This is a genomic window from Microcoleus sp. B4-D4, assembly GCF_036705185.1.
Taxonomy (GTDB): domain Bacteria; phylum Cyanobacteriota; class Cyanobacteriia; order Cyanobacteriales; family Microcoleaceae; genus Microcoleus.
The window spans coordinates 1-18,789 of sequence record NZ_JAUBTX010000024.1 but is presented as its reverse complement, the minus strand read 5'-3'; the positions used below and the strand labels follow the sequence as shown (position 1 = coordinate 18,789).

Annotated in this window: 14 protein-coding genes, 2 tRNA genes and 1 pseudogene; 8 read left to right on the top strand and 9 right to left on the bottom strand. The window is 45.0% G+C overall.

All coding sequences use genetic code 11. From position 1 onward, the window contains the following. Positions 1–6 precede the first annotated feature (6 nt). Positions 7–276 carry a cation transporting ATPase C-terminal domain-containing protein gene (locus QUB13_RS17930; protein ID WP_333383020.1) on the bottom strand — a complete coding sequence of 90 codons (270 nt, stop codon included), beginning with the start codon at positions 274–276 and terminating at the stop codon, positions 7–9. Beyond that, positions 264–1,238: an HAD-IC family P-type ATPase gene (locus QUB13_RS17925; protein ID WP_333383018.1), complete on the bottom strand. Its 975-nt coding sequence runs from the start codon at positions 1,236–1,238 to the stop codon at positions 264–266. The genes QUB13_RS17930 and QUB13_RS17925 overlap by 13 nt, the downstream gene beginning before the upstream one ends. 309 nt (positions 1,239–1,547) lie before the next feature. Between QUB13_RS17925 and QUB13_RS17920 the strand changes: the two genes are divergently transcribed. The 4 genes from QUB13_RS17920 (at position 1,548) to QUB13_RS17905 (ending at position 4,392) form a co-directional block, all read left to right on the top strand. After that, positions 1,548–1,632: transfer RNA gene (locus tag QUB13_RS17920), tRNA-Tyr, on the top strand. Positions 1,633–1,689: 57 nt separating this feature from the next. Further along, a tRNA-Thr gene (locus QUB13_RS17915) sits at positions 1,690–1,761 on the top strand. 249 nt (positions 1,762–2,010) lie between these two features. Further along, positions 2,011–2,520, top strand: a complete 510-nt coding sequence (locus QUB13_RS17910) for a hypothetical protein (protein WP_333383016.1) — start codon at positions 2,011–2,013, stop codon at positions 2,518–2,520. 654 nt (positions 2,521–3,174) lie between these two features. Beyond that, positions 3,175–4,392, top strand: a complete 1,218-nt coding sequence (locus QUB13_RS17905) for an HhoA/HhoB/HtrA family serine endopeptidase (protein ID WP_194010055.1) — start codon at positions 3,175–3,177, stop codon at positions 4,390–4,392. 253 nt (positions 4,393–4,645) lie between these two features. Here QUB13_RS17905 and QUB13_RS17900 read toward each other — a convergent pair whose 3' ends face one another. The 7 genes and pseudogenes from QUB13_RS17900 to QUB13_RS17870 form a co-directional block, all read right to left on the bottom strand. Beyond that, a complete protein-coding gene (locus tag QUB13_RS17900) occupies positions 4,646–4,993 on the bottom strand; it encodes a DUF760 domain-containing protein (RefSeq protein WP_194010056.1) in 348 nt (115 codons plus the stop codon). Positions 4,994–5,035: 42 nt separating this feature from the next. After that, the gene (gene scpB, locus QUB13_RS17895) at positions 5,036–5,551 is read right to left on the bottom strand and encodes an SMC-Scp complex subunit ScpB (protein WP_333383013.1); all 516 of its coding nucleotides are present in this window, start codon (positions 5,549–5,551) and stop codon (positions 5,036–5,038) included. Between the two features lie 833 nt (positions 5,552–6,384). Then, on the bottom strand, positions 6,385–7,500 hold the full coding sequence (locus QUB13_RS17890) for a PepSY-associated TM helix domain-containing protein (protein ID WP_333383011.1): 1,116 nt from the start codon (positions 7,498–7,500) through the stop codon (positions 6,385–6,387). Between the two features lie 89 nt (positions 7,501–7,589). Continuing rightward, complete coding sequence (locus QUB13_RS17885; RefSeq protein ID WP_333383009.1) at positions 7,590–8,282, bottom strand: hypothetical protein; 693 nt, start codon at positions 8,280–8,282, stop codon at positions 7,590–7,592. A 65-nt stretch (positions 8,283–8,347) separates the two neighbouring features. Further along, positions 8,348–11,140: pseudogene (locus QUB13_RS17880) on the bottom strand (TonB-dependent siderophore receptor). 980 nt (positions 11,141–12,120) lie between these two features. Further along, on the bottom strand, positions 12,121–12,522 hold the full coding sequence (locus QUB13_RS17875) for an ExbD/TolR family protein (protein WP_333383007.1): 402 nt from the start codon (positions 12,520–12,522) through the stop codon (positions 12,121–12,123). Continuing rightward, entirely contained in the window at positions 12,506–13,165 is a 660-nt protein-coding gene (locus QUB13_RS17870) for a MotA/TolQ/ExbB proton channel family protein (protein WP_333383006.1), read from the bottom strand. Before QUB13_RS17870 ends, QUB13_RS17875 begins: the two co-directional genes overlap by 17 nt. Positions 13,166–13,785: 620 nt before the next feature. On the opposite strand from QUB13_RS17870, the gene QUB13_RS17865 reads away from it, so the two are divergent. The 4 genes from QUB13_RS17865 to QUB13_RS17855 all read left to right on the top strand — a co-directional run bounded on the left by QUB13_RS17865 (position 13,786) and on the right by QUB13_RS17855 (position 18,382). Then, complete coding sequence (locus QUB13_RS17865) at positions 13,786–15,402, top strand: energy transducer TonB (protein ID WP_333383004.1); 1,617 nt, start codon at positions 13,786–13,788, stop codon at positions 15,400–15,402. Positions 15,403–15,572: 170 nt separating this feature from the next. Next, positions 15,573–16,577 carry a hypothetical protein gene (locus tag QUB13_RS17860; RefSeq protein WP_333383003.1) on the top strand — a complete coding sequence of 335 codons (1,005 nt, stop codon included), beginning with the start codon at positions 15,573–15,575 and terminating at the stop codon, positions 16,575–16,577. An 852-nt stretch (positions 16,578–17,429) separates the two neighbouring features. Then, entirely contained in the window at positions 17,430–17,792 is a 363-nt protein-coding gene (locus tag QUB13_RS30515) for a helix-turn-helix domain-containing protein (protein ID WP_442922179.1), read from the top strand. After that, entirely contained in the window at positions 17,741–18,382 is a 642-nt protein-coding gene (locus QUB13_RS17855) for a transposase (protein WP_333383001.1), read from the top strand. Before QUB13_RS30515 ends, QUB13_RS17855 begins: the two co-directional genes overlap by 52 nt. Positions 18,383–18,789: the final 407 nt, after the last annotated feature.

Below are 18,789 nucleotides of genomic sequence, written 5' to 3'. Positions count from 1 at the left end.
GAATGGTCAAGAGTGGATGTGTTGATAGAAAACTCGTTTAACGTTTTCGGCACAGAAGATATAGAGTCCGACAATTGCCGCCAGCACCAACAGGAATTCGAGCGGCAAGGATTGGAATCCCAGTAAACTTGCAAGCGGAGTATAGGGAAGGAAGAGTGCGATCGTGACGATCGCGATCGTTGACAGCAACAAATACTTTCCCCGCTTGCTCGCGAGAATCGACTGCCGCGTCCGAATCACCAACACAATTATGGATGCAGAAATCACAGATTCCATAAACCAACCAGTTCGATCGCAGCCAACCGCTTCACAATCACCTGCTTTTTCGCCATTTGCTTAGCGCCGCGAGACAGATTGAGGCTGACAATGGCGGGCAGCAGTTGAGGAGTCAGGCCAACCGCCAGCGCTAGGGAAAATAGGAATGATTCCAAAACCGGGCGTTTCAGGTAAACATTGGCGGCAAAAATCAGGACAACCAGAATCAGCGTCACCTCCATCAGAAAGTAGCCAAATTTGGTGAGTCCCGCTTCAAATTCGGTTTCCGGCGGCCTAAGTTTCAATCGTTCCGATACCTTACCAAACTCAGTTTCCTTTCCGGTATGCACCACCACTGCTTTGCCAGTACCGCTGATGACATTGGTGCCCATATAAAGGATGTTAATGCGCTTACCCAGATCTGTTTCTGCGGGCAGAACGCCGCTGAGTTTGTCAGCCGGATAGGTTTCTCCAGTCAGCGCCGCTTCATTCACCGACAAATCTTTCGACTCTAAAATCAGGCAGTCACCGGGAATGCTATCGCCAGCATTAAGCAACACAATGTCACCCGGAACCACTTCCTCATTGGGGATTTCTTGAGATTTACCATCCCGCAACACCGTGGCTTTTACTTGCACCAAAGCCAGTAATTTCTCAACAGCATTTGTCGCTCCCCTTTCTTGCCAAAATCCTAGTAAGCCGCTAATTAGGACGATCGCCAAAATGATGATCGCATCTGCCGCATCTTTCAGAAAGATCGAGAGCACGGCGGCAAAAATCAGAATCAAGATAATCGGACTCTTAAACTGGTTGAGCAACAGCGTCAGTGAGTTCGATTGCTGTTTCTGTTTCAGACTGTTCGCACCGTATTCGCTCAGGTGTTGTTGAGCATCCTGACTGCTTAAACCTGCGGGCGTAGACTTCACCTGAGTCAGCACCCGATCGGCAGGCAAGTTCCAAAACGTCGAAAGTTGTGAATTCATTGTTTTATAGCTCAATACGGTTCACTTAAGACTGTTCAGTCTGTAAAACCAGGTGAAAAATATATACTGCGATCGCTTTCCTACCCTTCGCGAACGCCTTCGGCGAACGGATCGCTTCGCTAACACGCGGACGTTCGCAATGACAAAAAAGCGTTAAGTCTTGTTTTATACCTAACTTTTAATTTCCTGTTCGATTTTCCCGTTTACCGCTAACTGACTTATCGGTTCCGAACTGAATGATTAGAGTTTTAAATGTAATGTTGCAAAATCAAGATGAAGCTGCTAAGGTGTATAACTGTGGGTACAAATGGGTCGGTGCCCGAGCGGTTAATGGGGGCGGACTGTAAATCCGCTGGCTACGCCTACGCTGGTTCAAATCCAGCCCGGCCCACCACAATTTACATAAAAGTTAAAAATTAAAAGTGTTAAATTAAAATTTTTAATCTTTTATGCCCGTGTAACTCAGGGGTAGAGTACCTCCTTGGTAAGGAGGAAGTCGCGAGTTCAAATCTCGCCACGGGCTTATCTTTCCAATAATTATGGCTGCGTCCTTTAGCAGTCTCACTCAATCTTTGATTGACGGCGGGCGCTGATTTTCCACTGATATCGTCTTTCAATAATATCAACAATATCGGGCATTTTATTTTACCTCATCGGGGACAAAAGTTTCTATGGAGCAGCGTAAACTTATGCCGCCCACAATACTTGTCGCGCTTCGACTCAGTTCATGCTGAGTCAATTTGTGCTTAGTCTAAACTCCAAGAGGGATAGTGTGAGGGAATCCCCACAGCCGATCGCGCAAAAATCGGAAGTAGAAACTTCTGGATTATCTGTAGCGCGATCTGTGGAGGATGAACAACTTAATTTTCATGTTAATTCTGACGGCACCCTCGATAAATTGCCGTCTGGCGATCGGGCGATGCAACCAGCCAATATTGCCGAAACCAAAGCAGCATCTATTGCAACAGCAGATATTCCCAAACTGAACGAAATAGAACTGCCAATTATCAGCGCTGAGGCACTGTATCCCAGGGAAAACATCAGAATCAATTCAATTTCCAGGGCCCCTGTTGTCCAAATATCTCAGTCAATTGTAGAAGTAACAGGTTTGCGAATCAATCAAACACCAAACGGTTTGGAAATCATTTTAGAAACCGGAGGGCAACAATTACAAACTACTACTAGAGTACAAGGCAATACGGAGATAGTTAACATTCCCAACAGCTTTTATGTGCTAGATGGATGGAAAATTTACCCGCATTTTATGAGTCAAATAAACTAGATTATTAGTAAAATTTATAGGACAATAGTTGAGGGTTAAAATACAATTCTGAGGAACGAAAATTTAATAATTTAAACATCGGTCACGTTTTTCTCTATCCAGAAGCAGGGAGGTAAACAGAGGCAGAGCCTCCGCACCTGCATTACCAGGCTCTTCGTGGTAACGAGCGATTCCTGGCCCGGCGCGATCGTCCGGGACTGTGATTTTTGACTCGGTGGGGGTAAAAAATCACGATATTTTCAGGGGCGGGCCCGGAATTGGCCGCAAGATCACCTAACAGGGGCGATCGACCTTTAGGATCGCACAAATGACCAAAAATCAGCGTTTAAAAGTCAATATGCACGGAAAAAAGTATTCATTTCGGAGAATTGACAATTTTTTCACCTAGTGAAAGTGCCTATTTGAAAGCTCTAGTCGCACCCGATACCGCAAATCCCAGACCGAGCCAAGTTACGATAAGAATTATTGGTTTTCTTGGCTGTTTGAAAATCAAGCAATTTTTGCTTGTTGGGCACATCAGCACTTGTCTGTTAACAGCTATGTTCTTGAGGAAGCGGTAAGCCCCGCCCCGCTTCCTTAACCTGTGGCCAAGACAAAAATGCTTGATGCCAAAGGTTTCTGCGGGGATGAGGTATTCAGCGGGAGTTGTTAAATATGAGTTTATCTTTTAAGCAAATGACCCTTTATGTGACTTTGCTGTCGATCGGCGGAGGCATGGGATGGTTGGGGAATCGCTACCTGCAAGCCCCAAATTATCTCGAAACTGGATCGGTTTTGCCCGTGGTGCGCCAGCAAATCCCGCCCTATGCTTCTCCTCCGGTTCCAGAAAATCGCGCAGTCGATCGCACCAATCCTAATTTTATTGCTGAAGCAGCAGAAAAAGTCGGGCCTGCAGTCGTGCGGATTGACGCATCGAGCAAGGTGACGAATCAAGTACCGGAAGCTTTCAAAAATCCTTTGTTTCGCCGGTTTTTTGGGGACAATTTGCCGCAGCCGGAAGAACGAATCAAACGCGGCACCGGTTCGGGGTTTATTCTGACTGCTGACGGCCGCATCGTGACTAATGCTCACGTTGTCTCCGGTACGGATACTGTTAAGGTGACGCTCAAAGACGGCCGCGAGTTTGAGGGTAAGGTGCAGGGTGTCGATCCGCTGACGGATGTGGCTGTGGTTAAGATTAATGCTAAGGAACTGCCGCAGGTTGTTTTGGGTCGATCGGACAATATTGTACCCGGACAGTGGGCGATCGCGATCGGCAATCCTTTAGGTCTCGACAATACCGTGACTGTGGGCATTATTAGCGCTACGGGTAGAACCAGTTCCCAAGTCGGCATCCCCGACAAACGAGTCCGATTCATCCAAACCGACGCAGCCATCAACCCCGGTAATTCAGGCGGCCCCCTGCTCAACGACCAAGGCGAAGTAATTGGCATCAATACCGCCATTCGCGCCGACGCTCAGGGCTTGGGATTTGCAATTCCGATCGAAACGGCCAAACGAGTTTCCGATCAGTTATTCGCCAAAGGAAAAGCCGAACATCCCTATCTCGGCATTCAAATGATCGGCTTGACTCCCGCCACCAAAGCAGAAGTCAACAAACAACTAGATAATAAAATCACCCTCGATCGAGGTGTAGCCGTAATGCGAGTGGTGGAAAATTCCCCCGCTCAAAAAGCCAACCTGCGCGCCGGAGATGTGATTCAAAAAATTGACGGAATTGCGGTCAACACTCCCGGAGACGTGCAAGAACGGGTGGAAAATGCTGCTGTCGGCAAAGAACTAGAAGTGGAAATTAACCGTTTGGGCCAAGTTCAGAAAATTAAAGTACGTCCGGGTGCTTTTCCCGTATCCGCTAGCCCCGCCGGTGGATAATTTCAACAGTTGACAGGATGCAGCATACAGGTTGAGAGTTTACAGAAGGACGATCGCGCGAGGAGATGCCGAGGGAGAATGAATCTGATGCTCGATCGTTCCCGACACAAAAACCGGGTTTTTTACTACAATCCTCCGTCTATCGCGAGGTATATAGGATTAAAAACCCGGTTTCTTAATTCCCTGTCCGTCCAGGATTGTTTATTTTTGGAACAACATTCATCTTTATGGCTTCGGCAAACCGTTGATCTGTTTACTTTTCTTTAGGAGAGTTTGGTTTAATCGAACTCGTGCTGGCTAAATTTTCTTCTAGGTGCATCCTCTGCTCCATTTGCCTGAGAAAATAGCCTGTCATCATCGCGGAAGCTAGCAAACCTGCTAAATTTTCGCGGTCGGTGGTAATTTGGACATTAAAATTGTCTGAAGGCAATACCCCGACAAGTCCTTGGACGTTATGAGAGATAATTTCTTTGATTTCAGGGCTGGCGGACTTGGCGATGCGGGCTAGAACCTCGGGAGATTGGTGTTGGAGGTACTTCAGAAGTGGGTTGACTGCGGTTTGTTGGGCATTGTCTGGGTCAAAGTCAGGGTGAAAAACCATTTGGCGATTCTTAATTTCTGGCTGGCTACATTCTACTTCAAACTACTCGTCATTGCTTCGGCACAAATTTGCCTGAAAGTCAATTTGCAGTTGTTTGGGGAGTTGGTCTACTTGAAAGTACCGATGAAATTTCTCGGTAACTTGTAACCAATACGATCGCCCCTCGGTAGGCTTCCGCTTGCGAACAAAGCCCATTTCTACCAGTTCCTGCACTTGTTGGTAAGCTCCTGAGCCCCGCAAATTCACTAAATCCGGCTGCGCGATGCCACCTTTGAGGGCGATCGCCGCCAGCGTCCGCAAAGCTCCCACACCTAATTCTGGAGGTATCAAAGTTTGCATCAAACTGGCAAACTCGTCTCTCAGTTGCAGGCTGTATCCCGTGGGAGTTTCGACGACTTCTAGGGCGCTGTCGCGGCGGGAAGAGTCAGACATGAGTTCAATAATGGCATCTTCGGCGGCAGGTCGATCGCACTTAGCAATCTCGGCAATTTCTGCTATTGAGACCGGCTGACCTTTAAGGTAAAGTATGGCTTCTATTGTTGTGGCTAAGCGAGTCATTGGGAAATTGGTAATCGAAAATTGGGATGTTGAAGTTCAACAATCATTAGTGTAATTGATTTAACGAAATTAACCGATATTTGTGACTTCTGTATCGTGCATCAAGGGAATTAGCAATCAACATTCTCCTGAGACTTATCCAATACTTCTTGTGGTTCTGGCATTTTGCCTGCTGTTTACAGGCTTTTTAAGAAAAGTATTTTACAATAAGTCGGGACTTTTTTTGATCGCCAAGCCAACTGTAGAATCATAGTTAGTTGATTTGAGATTTTCTATTTCAATACGGTTCACTTGAGATTATCTGAAAATAGAAACGAAGCAAACAAGAATATTTATTTTTCATAACTTTTTACCGCCTGCATCGTCTTAAGTAAACGGTATTGAAATATAATCAACACTACTGCTGCGATAATGATATCTACTAACTGTAGCACTATTTTATGAAAATGGTATAAGAGTTTTGCGATCGCTAGCGCGTGCAGTATCAAATACCAAGTCCGAATTGTTTTTTTGAGTTGCTAAACTTGAATATAAATCAATACGGTTCACTTAACATATTTATGCCCCGGAGATCCCCCTCGCATCCCCCTTAAGAAGGGGAGTAGGGGTTGACTTTGAGGGGATTCTTGTTCCCCCCTTTTTAAGGGGTGTGCCAGGGAGATCGTCTTAAGTAAACCGTATTGGAATATAAATTCCGATTGTTCGCTATCAACCGAAGAGAATTTACAGGCTTCATAGTCATAAACTATAAACCTAGTTAAATCATAAATTTCTAGTTGATAATCCTCAATTTTTCACAATAACCCGGTTTCTTTCTTGTGAGTAAATCCTGCTTAAGAAAGCCGATTTGACTCAGTTTGATTTACCCGCAATTGGGATGTTGATTCCCGTCTTGCCTTCAGCCACCGTCTCCGTTCCCAATTCACCGAACCAGTGATTAGTAAAACACTGGGTATTAAGCCGATGAATACATAGAGAATACGACTATAAATTCCGCCAAAAAGACCGAAATGAATAGTACCGATCGCAATCATAAACTTTAACATAGGTGGCGGTTCTACAACGCGATTCACTGTCAACACTTCCCCACTATATCGGTTCAGTTCTACATTACTCAGAGCAAACCGACTTAACTCGTGAGGAAGTTGCTTGCTAACTGTAATTTTTTCTGGTTCATGTTCGTCAAAAACTACATAAGTCGTTTTTCCATCCGGCATGGCTGCATCCGCTTTGCGTAACAGTTCACTTAAAGCTATGGGTTGTTTCGCAGGGGGTAAGACTTTTGCCAATTGCGGAGATTGATTGAATGAAGATTGCAGAACTAAAAATGACAATATCGCACCTGTAACAGCCAGAATTAGTAAAAATGTACTTGATAAAATGCCTCCGACTTGATGGATATCGTAACTTAATAATGGTAGTGGTGCAGTCGTGCGAACTGTAAAGCCTGTTTTTAACTTTCGCCAACCACTCCACAATATTATCCCTGTAATTACGATTAGTAAAAATAGCAAGCCAGTTATACCGACAGCCACCATTCCCACTTGACCTATAGCTAATTTGTAGTGGAAGTTATAGAGAAATCCTATTGGTGAATTATCCCATTTTCTCGCTCCCAAAATCTTAGTCGTGTAAGGATTAACAAATGTATCTAAGCTTTCTCCGTCTTGGGCTTTTATTGTGATCTGATAGCTGCCATCCGGCGTTTGAGGAAAGCGAATTGACTCTAAGGGGAAATTAGGATAAGCAGCTTGCACTGGTGCAATCATTTCATCCAGCGAGGCTAGCTTTGCTTGGGGAACAACTCGCATGAAAGACGGGTGAATTGCACGATCTAGTTCCTGATGAAATACAAGGGCGCTACCACTCAAACTAATCACAGTTAGTAATAGCCCGATCGCAATCGCAATCGAACCATGTATTGTTAGTATCAATTTGCGAATTTTCATGTCTGAAACAGGCTATTAAGGATTAAATGCAACAAGTTTTATGCTTGTATTTGACTTGACAATAAAGGCAATTTTTTCGATTCTAAATGTTACTCTCCTGTACCACACTTAGTTTTACCACCACCACAATAAGTAGCAAACCAAGGACTAAATTTAGTCGCATCTTCTGGATCTTTGGTCATATTCACCAGCGTTGCAAAGCTAGATGGCTTACTGGCATACCGAAAGTGCATATGTATTGGTTCACCCTTTAATTCACCGTGCGGCGGTACGAAACTGAGATACTGGAACTTATTGCAGTTTGGATCTTGCTTTTCTTCTTTCACTAACTCAAATAAATCCCAAGTCATTTTATATTCGGCGTAATACTTGGAATCGCCAGTTGCACCCATGTAGACATACTGGCAGTTGCGCGCGATCGGTTTTTTCCCCGCTGCATCTTGGTAGAAGCTGAATTTCTCCATTTTTTCGACATCAATGCGTTTGGGGTTGCGCGGATCTTTGACAGAGTTTTGGTGTTCTGTGTTGAGATTAAACACGCCATTAAATCCTAAATAAGGGACTTTATAAGCGTTCATCGAGATCACTTGAGTGGCTACAGGTGATGGAGGCGTAACTTTTGGGGGCGCTTGCTCCGCAGCCTTTTGGGATCGACTTGCAATGTTTTCTGAGGCTGGTTTCGCGTCAGGTTGATTGACTTGTGCTGAATCTGATACGGGTTGACAAGCGATCGCCATTACCCCAGTTAGAATGATAATTGAATTAAGTTGAAATCGTTTCATGGTGGAGTCTCCTGGTAAAAAAAAATAGAGCGCGAGCGAGTCATTGCCCACTCGCAAAATAACTATCAAAACTTCAGGGTAAATGAACCAATTACTGTCAACGGTTCACCAGGCTGATTGCCAGAAGCTCTGCTACCCGTGACAGATTCAATGTAGTTGACATTGAACAGGTTTTTGATATTGATGGCAGCTCGCCAATTATCGCGCTGATAAAAAACAGCAGCATTGGGGAGGAAATAACTATCCACTTGAAAGCTGTTAGGTAAATCCCCTTCTCTCTCGCCCACATAGCTGAACCCAACTCCAAAACCTAAACCCTGCAAATCGCCGCTTTGAATTTCATAATTTGTCCACAGACTACCGCTATGTTTGGGAACATTAAACAATCTGTTGCCCACCAAATCGCGGTCTGTATCTGCTGTAACTTTAGCGTCTGTATAGGCGTAAGCAGCAATAATATTCCACCCCGGCAAAATTTGTCCCGAAATATCGAGTTCAACACCACGACTTTGCTGTTCCCCAGAGGCAATTGAGAATAAAGAATTATTCGGATCGGTGACAGCAACGTTTTGTTTTTTAATGTCAAAGTATGCCAAAGTAGCCGCCAGCCTTCTGTCGAGCAACTCAGCTTTGACACCGACTTCGTATCCTTTTCCGGTTTCGGGTTCGATCAGAGCGCCCCCGGATGTTGTTGCCTAACCTGGATTAAAAGAGCGCGAATAACTCGCATAAAGAGAAAGTTCGGGAATGGGTTGATAAACAATCCCTAGACGGGGGGTGAAATCATCGTAATTTTGAGTCGAAACGCTTCCTTCACCTGAGTCGTTTCTTTGCTCTGCGGTGTCATAGCGCAGACCTGCTAGTAGCTTTAAATTATCGAAGATTGCAATTTGATCTTGCACGTAGAAACCATATCGGCTTGTTTCTATCTTATTCGATCCAAAAGGAGCTAGTGTATCTTCATCTGGTTTGGGAACTGATCTGTAAACCGGATTGAAAATATTGACGGGGATCGGTGTTTCAAAATCACCGACTGTGGAAAGTCTTTGATCGCTGTAGGCGATGTCTGCACCAAATATGAGGGTGTGTTGGATTGAACCTGTAGCAAAATCGCCTACGATGTTTGTTTGGAGGGTGTAGTTTTTATTTTGGGAGTCTTGAGAAGCCCAAAATAGATCGGTGGTGGCAGTTTTTTCATCAAAGCCAAGTTCTTGAAGACCGATTACATTGAAATCGTAATTGTAGGATGCGTACCGAAACGCATTTCTTAGCTTCCAGTTGTCACTGAAACGGTACTCGAAATTGTAGCCAACATTAAAGTCTTGGGTTTCGATCGCATCATCGGGATCGCTAGCAACGCGATCGCGCGGAACGTCAACAACCCGACGACCAAGAACAACCAGTCCATTATCAGCAGCCCGCTGATCGTCGATGTATTCAAGAGAAACTGTCAAGTCAGCGCGATCGCTTATTTTCCAGGTCAGTGTCGGCGCAATGGATAACCGCTGGTTGTCTTGGGTAAAGCCCCGATAACTATCACTTGTTTGGTACACTCCGTTCAGGCGGTACAGCAGGCTGCGATCTGAGGTTAAAGGGCCGGAGATGTCAAAGCGGGGTCGGATAAAACTCTGGTTTCCAAGTTGCAGTTCAGCTTCGTAGAAAGGTTCTGACAGCGGTTGTTTGGATACTAAGTTAATTAAACCACCTGGTTGAATCTCACCGTACAGAATAGAAGCTGGCCCTTTGAGAACTTCAACGCGATCGAGGTTGGCGACTTCTGGAAAAGACCCATAATTACCATATCGCCTGAACCCATCTCGCAAGATAGGGGCATCGTTAAAACCCCGAAGGCCGAATTCGCTACCCCGACCTGTAACAGTTCCGCCGTATGTGACACCGCTAACGTTGCGGAGTGCTTCATCTAAGCGGGTAACTTGTTGATCTTGTATCACTTCTTGGGGGACAACTTGGATCGATTGAGGAATATCGCGGATTGGGGTATCTGTGCGGGTGGCGGAGGAAGCATTGGGCTGTAGATAAGGAGTTTGCTGATTGCCCGTGACAATGATATTAATTTTTTCTGTGCTGACACTCAGAACTAAACCGCTGGTGCTTCTGAGTACACCTGCTGTTGGCAAATTTTCTTGACCCGTGATGTTGATACGGATACTATTGCCATCAACCTGAGTCACTGTGACTAAATTAATTCCCTCAAATGGATTTTGGGCGCTAAATTCTTGACCGTCAGGTAGAACTAATTGAGCATTGGCAATATCCGCAATTAGAGTTTTGCCCTCAGTCCTGGTCTTCGCTTGCAGGACTTGCCCCTCTGCTGTTTCTAAAATGACTTCTAAACCTGCCTGTGTTGGGTTCAATCGCACGCCGGTTACTTGTACGACTGATTGAGAGATTTGCACAACATCTGAAAAGTTGGTCAAACTCGGTCTCGACGGATTTAATAAGCTTTCTACACTGGTATTCGGACGAGCTATTTCGTCGAGTTTTGGTATTGCTGCTGTTGGCTCTTTTGCCTGTGCTGTCGGTTCAATATTAGGAATAGGAGAAGGGCGATCGCCATTGTACTCTGGAGCAAATGTCAAGTCAGAATTGGGTTTTTGGTCGTTGTTTTCTACAGGTAGCTTGACTTCTAACTCCTCGCTTTTAGATGATGGCTTTTCTTCGAGGGTTTTTTGGGGCACGATGGCAGAAGCGATCGCCCACCATTGAGATTGAGTGCGATCGTCCTCTTGTGAGGGATTTATGGAACTCGGATCGGGGGCGCTCTCAGGTGCAGTTTCACCAGAGTCTGGGTTAACGCCGTCAGAGAAACTCCTTGGCCCAACTGCTGCTACGGGCATGATACCAACGCCGAGCAGCGCCACACAAAAAAACGGCAGACACAGTTTCATTTCCACACCACACACTTAAAAAAACTTGAGACTCTACACCATCTGTAAGAGCGAATGCACCGATGGAGCAGCACTCTGGTCACTTGTACTGTGCTGAAAACCTACCAACACAAACACGGAAACCAAGTCTGTTACTCACAGGCGCAGCTATCTGTAGTCGTAGTTTCAATTTAGTTTCCTGACATGAGGGACGATGCTCTCGGGTCGCAGTCAACAATCTAACATTTATTGCGAAATATTTGCAATAATTTTATTAAAATAAATAAATTGTTTGCAAATGTCAAGTAAATATTGATTTTTTTATTGATAAACTTTATTGGATTTTTGGTAAAACTTCACTGGCGGACTGCCAACAAGTTAGGGGGCGCTGTTGGAGCCCCCTCGCTTTAAGCTGCAAATCCGTAGAAAATTGGCTTCTAGATTGGATGAGTCCGTTGTTGGTCAACCTAAAGCTTATGACTGTCGAACAATCATATTGAAAATAATTATGAATTACTGCTTACCAAAATTGATAATTTAGCTTTTAATGACTTCAGATTAATCAAGAATTTATATTAATAAATTTGAGTGACACCTCAAAAAAAGCTTTTGAAGAAACGATCGCAGTTACCGGCCGCGCGTCGATTTCAAGATTTCAGGGTTGCAATGAGTGCAACAAGTAGAATGGCTCAACCTTTGAAGGATTTTTGAGAAATCTCCCGTAAAACAGTTCGACAGCTTTAGACTTCCTGCGCTACAGGTGCCATCACCAGCCTCATCAATTAGCTTTTACCTTTCTGCAAGACGGAGAAACAGAAAGGTCTATTTTATTGAAAAAACACAGTTTCTAAGCACCAGTGCGTCAATCCTACAATCTTTAGTACATCTGCATCGGGAAATTTCAGTTTAAGGGTATGAGAAAATTCTCAAGTAGGAATTCTACTAACTCTCTACTTGATGGTAGCAATCCCTAACTTAGCTCCCTTAATTCGGCGCAATCGATCCATAACTTCCACAACATTTCCGTGATTGACACCTTTATCCGCGTTCAAAATAATTAAAGAAGTCTGATTAGAACCCATCACCTCGCGCACCGCACCCTCAATCTGGTCTAAGTTGACTGGCTTTTTATCAACCATTAATTTTCCCGATTCATCAATGGTGATGGTAATTTTAAAAGGCGCTTCCTGACTTTGAGAGGTTGTCGCTTTTGGTAAATTTACCGGCAAACCCTCAGATTTGGATAAAGACAGAGAAGAAATAATTAAAAACGTCAATATAGCGAATACCACATCAATCATTGGCACGATATTGATCTGAGCAATGTTATCGGGTTCATCGGGTAGACGCATAGTTAGATTCTCTCGGTAGTTTTTCGTAGCGGTGACGGTACAATAATTCTAGCTGCCCTCCAGCTTCCTGAATAAAAGCAATTTGTTGTAAATAAAACCCGCGAAACATATTGGCAAATAACAGCGTAAAAATTGCCACCACTAACCCCGTTGCCGTAGATACCAGAGCTTCGCTAATCCCACCGGTAACGCCTGCTGCATTGCTGCTGCCGGCTTCTCCCAGTTTGAGCGAGCCAAAAGTAGTAATTAATCCCAAAACAGTGCCGAGCAACCCAAATAGTGGGGAAAGGCTGATAATGGTATCAAATATTGTATTAAATCGCTTCAGAATAGGGATTTCTGCCTGAGCGCCACTTTCTAGGGCCAAACGAAATTCTTCGATGTTGGGCGAGTCTAATTCTAAAGCTTCTAAAAAAATCCGGGCCAAAGGCAAATCGGCGTTTACTTGTAATTTTTTGATGGCGGAATTGGGGTTTTCGCGGTAGAGATTTAGAACTTCTCGCACGACTCGCCGCTGCCGCCGATTTACCCGAAACCAAAAGGCAAGACGCTCTATAATCAACGCTACTGCTGCGATTGACGAGGCAAACAGGGGCCAAGCAACAATGCCTGCAGCGCGAAAAATGTAAATCAAATTATCCATTAGAAAGTATCCATTAGTTTGTACTCTCGCGAGATCCGTCGATCGCAGGGGGTCTAATGCTGCAACCCCTTGCGACAGAAGGCTGGTAGATGTTTCTGTGTCAAGTTGGCACAAGTGATTCAGACGGAGAATTGTTTCACTCCTTGGCGCGATCGCGATCGCACTTCCCGCACTACCTGTATCTGAGTATCTTTGCCTGTAGTCGAAATGCTCCTACTGTTATCCCTATCGATTTTTCTGTCAGTGCTTTGTTGCTAAAATTTGCATTAGGAGTTGACAATAGCAGTCAATACTTAAAAAGATTCTCAACTAGAATTTCACGATTGTTCGGGAATGTCAAGCGATCGCACCTAACATAATATACATATAAATTATAAAATACTTTTAACTTATAAGAAATAATTATAAATTAAAGGGCTTGAGAATACTGATTTTTTTTGGTAGAGTATTGCAGTTAAGGAATTTGGGAATTTTATCTGCCCGAATTCGACCGCAAACAGCGCCCGCGTGAGTAACACAGACAGCAAAACAGAATGCTAGGTGATAGTATAAACTCGCTATATAAAAAACAAATAAATGAGAATAATTATAATCTAACTAATGAAGGAGATTCATCAGGCATGAGTTTTTCAAACGTTTCGGCGACGCAAAGACAACAAGAAGAAGAGGCTCTCAAAAAAATTCTGGCGATCGGGCTGCTAGCCTCAACCATATTGCACGCTGTGGCACTGCCCTTGAGCCTCAAGTTGCTCAAACCGGCTGAATTTCCAGACGATGCCATTGAAATTGTCATGCTGGATGAACCTAAAGTAGAGGAAATCAAGCCAGAGCCAGCTATTCAAGAAAAGGTATCTCCCCCGCCGGAGACATTCAAACCAGAACCGCCACCAGAGCCAACTCCCCCAGAAGAGCCACCCGTAGCAGTAACGCCACCGCCAATTCCAGAGGCGCCACCCGTAGCGGTAACGCCACCGCCAATTCCAGAAGAGCCACCCGTAGCGGTAACGCCACCCCCGATTCCAGAGGAAGCCCCGGTAGCAGTAACGCCACCGCCGATTCCAGAAGAGCCACCCGTAGCAGTAACGCCACCGCCGATTCCAGAGACACCTTCTGCGATCGCACCTAAACAGGATTTGACTCCCCCAGAAACTCCTCCAAGCCCGATCGCCAACGAACCCAAAACCCCATCGCCCGATCCTCCCAAAAATGATAGCCCGATCGCCAGTGAGGAACCTCCTAAAAGCGAACCACCCGTTACCCAGTCTCGCCCCAAGAGCGCTGAGAGTTCCCCAGATTTTACTGCAGATGCTGGAAATCCCAAGTCATCGAATAGTCCTGAAAACAATAACTCGCCCTCGCCATCTTCAGAGGCATTAAATCCTGCTTCTGGCCCCATAGCTCGATCGCCAGCAGCCGGCCCGCCAGTCACAGCTACCAGGCCAGGAGGCGGCAGCAATTCGGGAAGTGCGATCGCCGATGTCACAAATCCAGCAGGAAATCCCGCCCCGAGTGAAAGCGAAATATCTTCCTCAGAAGAGCCATTTGCGGGCGGTTCTGGCCCCATAGCTCGATCGCCAGCAGCGGGCCCGCCAGTCACAGCTACCAGGCCAGGAGGCGGCAGCAATTCAACAAGTGCGATCGCCGATGTCACAAACCCCTCCTCTGGCCCCGGAGGCGGAAACCCCCCGAGTGAAAGCGGAAGCTCTTCCTCAGAGCCATTTGCGGCCGGTTCTGGCCCCATAGCTCGATCGCCAGCAGCGGGCCCGCCAGTCACAGCTACCAGGCCTGGAAGCGGCCGCAATTCGGGAAGTGCGATCGCCGATGCCACAAACCCAGGAGGAAGTCCCTCGAACTCACCATCCGGTGGTAGTGGAACTGGTGGGAGGGTTTCTTCAGAGCCCTTTGGCAGTGGTTCGGGCTCAGTGCCAAAACCGAAAAACTCTGGTGGAGGGGGGAGTCCTTCCCGTCCTTCGGGCCCGGCACCAGGGACTTGCATTAGCTGCGGTAAACCTGAATATCCGAGTGCCGCCAGAAAAGAAGGGCGGCAGGGTCAAGTGAAAGTCAAGTTTGATATTGACCCTAACGGTAAGGCATTCAACATCGCGATCGAGATTTCTAGCAAATACGACGACTTCGATAGCGCTGCGATTAAAACAGTAGAAAGATGGAAATTTGCCTCATCAGAAAGCGGTATTCAAGGAAAAACAGCATCTATTACCTTCCGGCTCAATGAGTAGGTATTTTCTGGAAACCTAGCAATTTGGCTGGGAATTCAATAGCACCAAGAAAGCAACTGTAAATCTAAAAATTGAATTTTGTGTGAATTATGAATTTTGGAATGTCGCCAGCAATATTAAGTAAACTTCAGCGATTTGGATTCGCTCTATTACTTGGCTCCAACTTGGCAATGGCTGAGTTATTCGCAAACCCTCACAGCGCAATGGCAGGAGTGATTACTTTACCCGATGGCGGACGTTGTGAGGGAGAATTGAGCGAGGGAAAACTCAGCGGGCCCGCTATGTGCGAATATGCCAATGGCGATCGCTATGAAGGGCAATTTCTCAACGGCCAACCTCACGGTAAAGGTGTCTATTCTTTTAAAGCAGAAGGTCGATACCAAGGAGAATTTGCCTCGGGTGAATTCAACGGTCAAGGTGTCCGCGAATTTGCTAACGGCAACCGCTACGAAGGAACTTTTAAAGACGGTGAATTCGACGGTACAGGTACTTTTACTTCCACTAACGGCATTCGTTATGAAGGCTCTTTTACCAATGGTTCTCCCAGCGGTCGGGGGGCTTTTACGTTCAGTGATGGCACTCGTTGCGAAGGAGATATTAAAGAAGGCAAAGTTAACGGTAAAGGAGTCTGTCAATATGCTAATAAGAACCGCTACGAAGGAGAGTTGCTGAGTAACTTGCCTCACGGACAGGGAACCTATACTTTTGCGGTCGGAGGCCGTTATGAGGGGCAGTTTAGTGAAGGGCAATTTCACGGCAAAGGGGTTCGCGAATATCCGAACGGCAACCGCTATGAAGGAGAGTTTGTCAAGGGCAACGCTCAAGGTCAGGGGTTGTTAACTTTTAAAGAAGGGGGACGTTATCAAGGGCCGTTCGAGAATGGAGAATTTAATGGTGAGGGTGTCCGCGAATTTGCTAATGGCAATAGCTATAAAGGCATTTTTGTCAAGGGTAAGATGAGTGGGAAAGGAGTTTATATTTTTGCCAATGGCGATCGCTGCGAAGGCGAATTTCGCGAGGGTCAGTTTAACGGCAAAGGTATCTGTATTTACGCCAATGGCGATCGCTATCAAGGTGACTTTCTCAACGGGCAGAAACACGGTCAAGGTTCCTACATTTATGCAGATGGAACTAAGTTAGAAGGAAATTGGCAACAGGGTCAACTTCAAAAATAATTGTTTTTCCTGTTTCGCGCTACTCTTTTTCTAAAGATAAGCGATTGATGGGATTTATAATTCAGAGGATAGGGGTTTTGAGGCAGAAAAATGACACTTGCCTTGATCGACAGGTCGAGCTCGTTAAAACCAAGGCCATTGTTGACTAAGTGGAGATAATTCTTCATATTGCTGTCTCGCATCCTTGCGGTAAAATTTCGCCAAATGCCTCTGCCGCCACATCATTACCATTACTCACAAGTTAAGCTAAAAGCACTATTGTAAAGGAGTAATTTTACTCATTTTTTACCTGTTTACCCAATTAAAATATGACTCCATTTGTTCCTTTATTGAAAAACTGTTCGGGACTTCTTTGAGTTCCAGGGAAATGAGAAATAATTAGGGCTTGCTGAAAAAGTCCACAAATCGAATCTAGGTGTCAAACAGCTTGAAAAATGGGAGATTCGGAGATGGGTTCCCAAATTTACTCCACAATTTTCCACCGAAATGCAAGGATTTTGAGCCGACAAACGTCATAACGAGAGCACTTTTTTGTGTTTAAAAATCTTGCAACCCTTGGCAGTCATAACTTCTAGTACAGCTCGGCGTAAGTAGACAGACTATATTTGTGGTAGACTAACATAGTTAGTTTAGACCAGTTTCGGTAGGTGATAAAGGAGTCATATATGGCCTTATTAATGCCTAAAACATTAAAATTAAGCGATGGCGAGCGTCATCAACTTCACCAGTTGAGCAAGAGACACAACACGCCACAACAGATCGTGCTACGAGCCAAAATCATTCTCATGGCGTCTGATGGTCAAAACCATCGTGAAATAGCCCGAAGTTTAGAGATTAATCGGCAGATGGCTCGTGAAGGGGCGAAACCGATGGTTGGAGAGCGAGGGAAAAGACTTATCGATTTTGCAAAGATTACAAGATCGAGAACGTGTTGGCGCACCAGCAAAATTTAGCATGGAACAAGTAACCGAGTTATTTGCACTCGCCTGTTCCTCACCGTCGGATTATGGACGGCCAATAAGTCATTGGACGGCTAGAGAACTGGCGGAGGAAATCATGTTTCAAGGCATTATTGAAAGTATATCAGTCCGACATGTTGGCAGATTATTAGAAGAAGCCGAACTTAAACCACAGGCCTCGTGCTACTGGTTAACCCCCCCCCTGTGGATGAAGAATTTGATGCAAAAGTTAAAGATATTACAGGTTTATATCTGACTGCGATTGAACGCAGTCAAAATGGAGAACACACCATATCGGTTGATGAAATGACAGGGATTCAAGCTATTGAACGTATCGAGAAAGACTTATTAATGCGACCAGGAAAAGTTGCAAGAAGAGAGTTTGAATATATTCGTCATGGCACGCAGACATTGATAGCCAATTTAAATATTGCTACGGGTAAGATTATCGAGCCCACTTGCGGAAATTCGAGAACAGAAGCCGATTTTTTACTCAACATTCGTCACATCATTGAAACTGACCCTGATGCTCAAAAATGGCATCTAATTATGGATTGTCTGAATACTCACCAATCTGAATCACTGGTGCGTTTGGTCGCCGAAAAAGAAGGCTTAGATATCGACCTCGGTATTAAGGGAAAAAGCGGCATACTTCAATCCATGAAATCCCGCGCTGTTTTTTTAAGTGACCCAACACATCAAATTGTTTTCCACTATACACCCAAACATTCTTCGTGGCTTAATCAAATAGAGATTTGGTTCAGCATTTTGGTGCGGAAATTACTGAAAAGAGCAAGTTTCACGACTTCAGTACGATCTGAAAAATCGCATCCTCAGTTTTATTAACTACTTTAATCAAACAAGGGCCAAACCTTTTAAGTGGACATATAAGGGTAAAGTCTTGGCTGTTTAATAGTCTGTGTATTTACGCCGAGCTGTACTAGTTCTATTCAGCAAGCCCTAATTAGCCTCACATGAGGTTTTCATGCCTAGCTTAACAATCCCTAAATCTTGATTTTTGTCGGTGGCAAAATACTTAACGGTAGTGCTTTTATGTAAAGGATGGAGAAAATTGAGGCGGTTGAGTCTTCAGCATTGCTAATCGGATTTGGTGATTGTAGTCATGAATAAAATTCCAAATAGCACCAGCCATGATTCTCCAACTTCTTAGAAAACGATATAGCCTTTCTCACAAAGGTGAGGTACAATAACAACAGTGTGTAAACCAGTTAAAAATATTTGATGATGTAACT